This window comes from uncultured Campylobacter sp., from assembly GCF_944323605.1.
Classification (GTDB): domain Bacteria; phylum Campylobacterota; class Campylobacteria; order Campylobacterales; family Campylobacteraceae; genus Campylobacter_D.
The window spans coordinates 1-3,238 of record NZ_CALUTC010000030.1; the positions used below are offsets into that span (position 1 = coordinate 1).

Below are 3,238 nucleotides of genomic sequence, written 5' to 3' on the forward strand. Positions count from 1 at the left end.
TTAGGTTATGGTGTAGATAGTGAGGGCTTTTTTACAAGTGATTTTAATGAAGCAGCAGGACTGCCTAAGGATTTTAAGATAAATGCAGGGCTGATTAAAGGTATAGATGATAGCTTAAGAAGTGATAAGCTTAGTTTAAAACCTTTGTATTATGAGATAGACTGGGCTTTAGAGCTTGGCACTCTTTATAAAAATAAATTGAAAAACTTTGATGAGTTTGGAAAAAAATTTGACAAAAAAGAACTAGAGAGTGAATTTAATATAAGTTTTAAAGATATTGTTACGAAGGCTGACACTCTTTTATTACTTTTGGATATGAAAAACTTAAGTCAAAGCAAAAATACTCTTTATGGAAAAACCTATGGTTTTGGTGGCGAACATACGAGCGAATTTGATAGCTTTATGCAGAAAAATCTATTAAAAAGTCCAAATGCAAATTCAGCCTTTGCCTTTATGCTTAATGATACTTATATGGGAGTAGATGCGGAAAGGTCAAAACTACAAGGCTTTGCAGACTATGCCTCAAGTTACAATTTAGGAGCTGATTTAGCAAAGGAAGCTAATGCCTTTATAAAAGAATTTGATAGGCTTTTAAGCGAGGATATAAGCTTAGATGAATTTAAAGAAAAATATCTTGATTTTAAAAATAGACATGATATCTTTGTAAAAAAATTTCAAGAGGCTATGGGGGATAACTTGCTTGTGAAAGATATAGAAAAACCCTTCACCCCCATACAAGCTGAAAGTAAAAGTGAAACTTTTACTTATGATGATATAGCTAAAAATTTCTTTTTAACTTTCTTAGAGAATGAAAGAAAAAAGGGGACTGATGTATTAGAATTATTAGAAAAGTTATTTAAGGTAGATAAGAGTAAGATAGATTTTAAAGTTTAAAAAGATTAAAAAAATTTAGTTTATTATATATATAAATAGTGTTTTGTAAATTTTATATTTAAACATTTCTTTTTTACACAAGATGTAAATTTAAAAAATAAATTATATAAAGTTTTTATTAAAGATTGACGATATAAATTTAAAAGATAGTTTATTTTTTAAGGAGTAAAATTAATGATTAAAAAGATATTTGTTGTATTAAGTTTATCTACTTTTATTATAAATTTATCTTTTGCAGAGGATTTACTAGCATTTTATACCAATGGAAAACTTACAGAAAATTCACCCGGTGTAAAAGTTTTAAGTTTAGAGGAAAAGAAAAGTGTTAGGGGTGGGTATCTTATCAACTATGATTACAGCGAGAACATATCTACAAAAACTAGAGAGTTTTATGTTATAGCCAAATATAGCGAAAATGAAACCAATAATTTACTCAAAGGATTGTGCGGCATAGATCAAGCGAGTTGTTCTAATCCAAGCTTAAATAGACTAATAGATTATTTAAGTATAGTTGATTACTCTGCTAACTTTTCTCCGGTATATATAGTAAAAAGACAAGTTCAATATTCTAATTTGGGGAGACCTTATGTTCTTTTTAGTTATGGGGTCGGGGTTATAGATTATAAGAATCAAATTTATAAATTCAATTCCACGTATTCAAGCTTATTACTAAACAATAATATGATAATAAAGGAGATGGCAAACAAATACAAAGATTTTGCTGAAAATATCATCGGCGGTTGGAGTGTTAGGTAGATGAATATAGCAAACACCACAAACCTTGATGTAATAAGTAAAAGCGGTATAGACAAACAAAGATTTTTGAACTTTATAGATGAGGCTAAAAAATTTAGAAAACAGCACCAAACGAGTCAGGTAAAAGAACTTGATGGAAGCTTATCTCAAAAGATGAGAGAGAACACCTTAAGCCCAGATGAAATTGAGAGTCTTAATGAAGTATTTTCCAATTATCATATATATACAAGCAAAAAATACTCTGATACACTTGCTTATGAAAGAAAAATGGATGAATTTTTAAAAACCTCACTGTCTGTTGTAGAATTTTCTAAAAAATGGGGAGATTTTAGTGAGATTCTAAAAGAACAATTTTTATCCGAACTAAAAAATAGCACCTTGAAAGAATACGACGCAACAGATACAAATTCAAAAGAAAAATCTAAAGAAAAAGACGAACCCTTCACCCCCATACAAGCTGAAAGTAAATCTCAAACTTTTACTTATGATGATATAGCTAAAAATTTCTTTTTAACTTTTTTAGAAAATGAAAGAAAAAAGGGAACTGATATTTTAGAATTATTACAGAATTTATTTAAAATAGATAAAAACAAAGTTGATTTAAAGGCTTAATGTATAGAAGTAAAAAGTAAATTTAAGGGTTTGAAATTTAAATTTAAATTTCTTTTTTACACAAGATGTAAATTTAAATGATAGATTTTATCAATTTTTTCTAAATGTTGTGCTATAATTTTTTTAACAACAAATTAAATTTTTTAAGGAGTAAAATTAATGATTAAAAAAATATTTGTTATTTTAAGTTTATCTGCTTTTCTTGCAAGTTTATCTTTTGCAGAGGATTTATTAGCTTATTATACCAATGGCAAACTTACAGAAAATTCACCCGGTGTAAAAGTATTAAGTTTAGATGAGAAAAAGCAAGTTAAGGGTGGGTATCGTTTGTTGGAAACAAATGCCGGACAAAATGTTTTTTTATTTGAAAATATATCAGGGGCTGGTGTTTCTTTCACTAGGATAGGTGTTATACCTATGCTTACTCGATATGAAACAGCGAACAAGGTAAGTTGTGGTTTTGGCTTAGATGGATGTAGCACATCTTATATAAATAAACAAGCATATAATGAATTTATATCTGTTGCGAATCCAAATTTGGGTGAATTTTTAGCTGTTACTGCTACAAAAACTACTACCATAGGTCTTTTTGGAGTTCCACAATACAATTTTGCAACTAGCGGTATGATAGTTGGCATAAATTCAAATGGCTCTATATATAAAATAAGAAACGCTGGCAATAATAGAATAACTAGAGAAGTGTTAAGCAAGATAGAAAATGATTTAAATAAAATTTTATTTACGCAATATAGGTAATTTTTGAAGTTGGTGGGTGTTCTATGTATATAAAAAATGTAGCAAATCAACATAATAATTACTATATATCTAATAAAATAAATACAAAAAATTCTACTATAAACAATACAAACGAAGTCTTAGGCTACAAGATAGATAAAGAGGGATATTTTACATCTGATTTTAACAAGGCTGCAAATATTCCTACTGATATAAAAATTCATTCAAGCACTATGCAAAG

At 28.1% G+C, this 3,238-nt stretch carries 4 protein-coding genes and 1 pseudogene; all 5 read left to right on the forward strand.

Annotated elements, in window-relative coordinates:
- On the forward strand, positions 1–894 hold an 894-nt coding region (locus tag Q0J35_RS08940; protein WP_297195638.1), incomplete at its 5' end, for a hypothetical protein.
- 174 nt (positions 895–1,068) lie between these two features.
- Positions 1,069–1,650: a bacteriocin gene (locus tag Q0J35_RS08945; protein ID WP_297195640.1), complete on the forward strand. Its 582-nt coding sequence runs from the start codon at positions 1,069–1,071 to the stop codon at positions 1,648–1,650.
- Entirely contained in the window at positions 1,651–2,262 is a 612-nt protein-coding gene (locus Q0J35_RS08950; protein ID WP_297195642.1) for a hypothetical protein, read from the forward strand.
- A gap of 159 nt (positions 2,263–2,421) precedes the next feature.
- A complete protein-coding gene (locus Q0J35_RS08955; RefSeq protein ID WP_297195644.1) occupies positions 2,422–3,018 on the forward strand; it encodes a hypothetical protein in 597 nt (198 codons plus the stop codon).
- A gap of 23 nt (positions 3,019–3,041) precedes the next feature.
- Positions 3,042–3,238 (forward strand): annotated as a pseudogene (locus Q0J35_RS08960) (hypothetical protein); the annotation flags it as partial.

What these genes read in the sequence shown, in the direction of transcription:
- Q0J35_RS08945 (WP_297195640.1), top strand. Translation starts at nt 1,069, where the DNA reads ATGATTAAAAAGATATTTGTTGTATTAAGTTTATCTACTTTTATTATA.
- Q0J35_RS08950 (WP_297195642.1), top strand. Translation starts at nt 1,651, where the DNA reads ATGAATATAGCAAACACCACAAACCTTGATGTAATAAGTAAAAGCGGT.
- Q0J35_RS08955 (WP_297195644.1), top strand. Translation starts at nt 2,422, where the DNA reads ATGATTAAAAAAATATTTGTTATTTTAAGTTTATCTGCTTTTCTTGCA.